Origin of the sequence: Bradyrhizobium cytisi (genome assembly GCF_008123515.1) — a bacterium.
Classification (GTDB): Bacteria; Pseudomonadota; Alphaproteobacteria; order Rhizobiales; family Xanthobacteraceae; genus Bradyrhizobium; species Bradyrhizobium cytisi.
In genome coordinates this window covers 1-1003 of record NZ_VSSR01000164.1, presented here as the reverse complement: position 1 = coordinate 1003, position 1003 = coordinate 1, and the positions used below count along the sequence as shown (strand labels likewise).

Below are 1003 nucleotides of genomic sequence, written 5' to 3'. Positions count from 1 at the left end.
TTCGCAATTCAGGCGAGGCGCTCGGTGTCGGCGCAAAAATCAATATGACCGCGCCCGCACGGCCACTTTTTGCCTCATCGATACATCTATCCGACATCGCGCGGTTCGAAGAGCTTCTGCGCGGCGCCGATCCCTTTTCGGCGGCCGATGCAAGCGGCAGAAAATTTACCGGGCTCGTAGCGCCCAGGTGGAAGGACGCACAGGAAAAATTTCGGAGCGACCCGGCATGGGCCATTGACGAAAAGCTCGTTGAAAAAGGCCGCGATCTCTATCGCGCGCACTGCTTTGAATGCCACCGAGGCCCGGTCAACGATCCTGCCTTCGACAAAAGATGGCCGGAGGATTCGTTCTGGAAGCCGGAGAACCCCGATCGCTCAGCCAAGAACGAGAAGAATTGGGTGGACATAGGGGGGCGGCATTATTTCAATGTGGTCCAGATGCCGATCACGGCGATCGGCACCGATCGTCAACAATCCGATGTCCTCACGACGCGCCGCGTTCACTTACCCGAGTCACTTGGATTAAGTCCAGTCGATGACCTCAACAAAGCCTGGGCTTGCGGCCTTCCAGCGAACAAAGGGGCAGATCCCCTTTTCGTACTCGCACTCATGGACGTGGTCGGAAAGACAATCGACCAATGGATCATTGCGAACGGCACCTCCGAAGAAGCCAAGCAGCAGATGTGGGGACCCAGGAAGAATTGTCAAAACCAACGAGTCTACGTTGGGGCTCGGGCGAACCATAACGGAAAGGACGAAGATGTTCTTGCCCTGGAACCTCAATATCGGGCGCGCCCGTTGGATGGCGTTTGGGCGACAGCTCCGTATCTGCACAACGGGTCCGTGCCGACGCTGAGAGACATGTTGTTGCCGCAGAAGGAGCGGCCGACGTCTTTCTGCGTTGGCAGCCGCGAATTCGATCCGGTCAATGTCGGGCTTGTTACGAAAACACAAGCGAGCGACGCCTGTGTGGCCGGTCTGACGGACTTCAATGTATCGCTGCT

1 protein-coding gene is annotated in these 1003 nt (G+C 57.3%); it reads left to right on the top strand.

What is annotated here, in order from left to right:
• Positions 1-1003, top strand: a 1003-nt coding sequence (locus FXB38_RS42275; protein WP_246230648.1) for a di-heme-cytochrome C peroxidase, incomplete at both ends; no start/stop codon positions are given.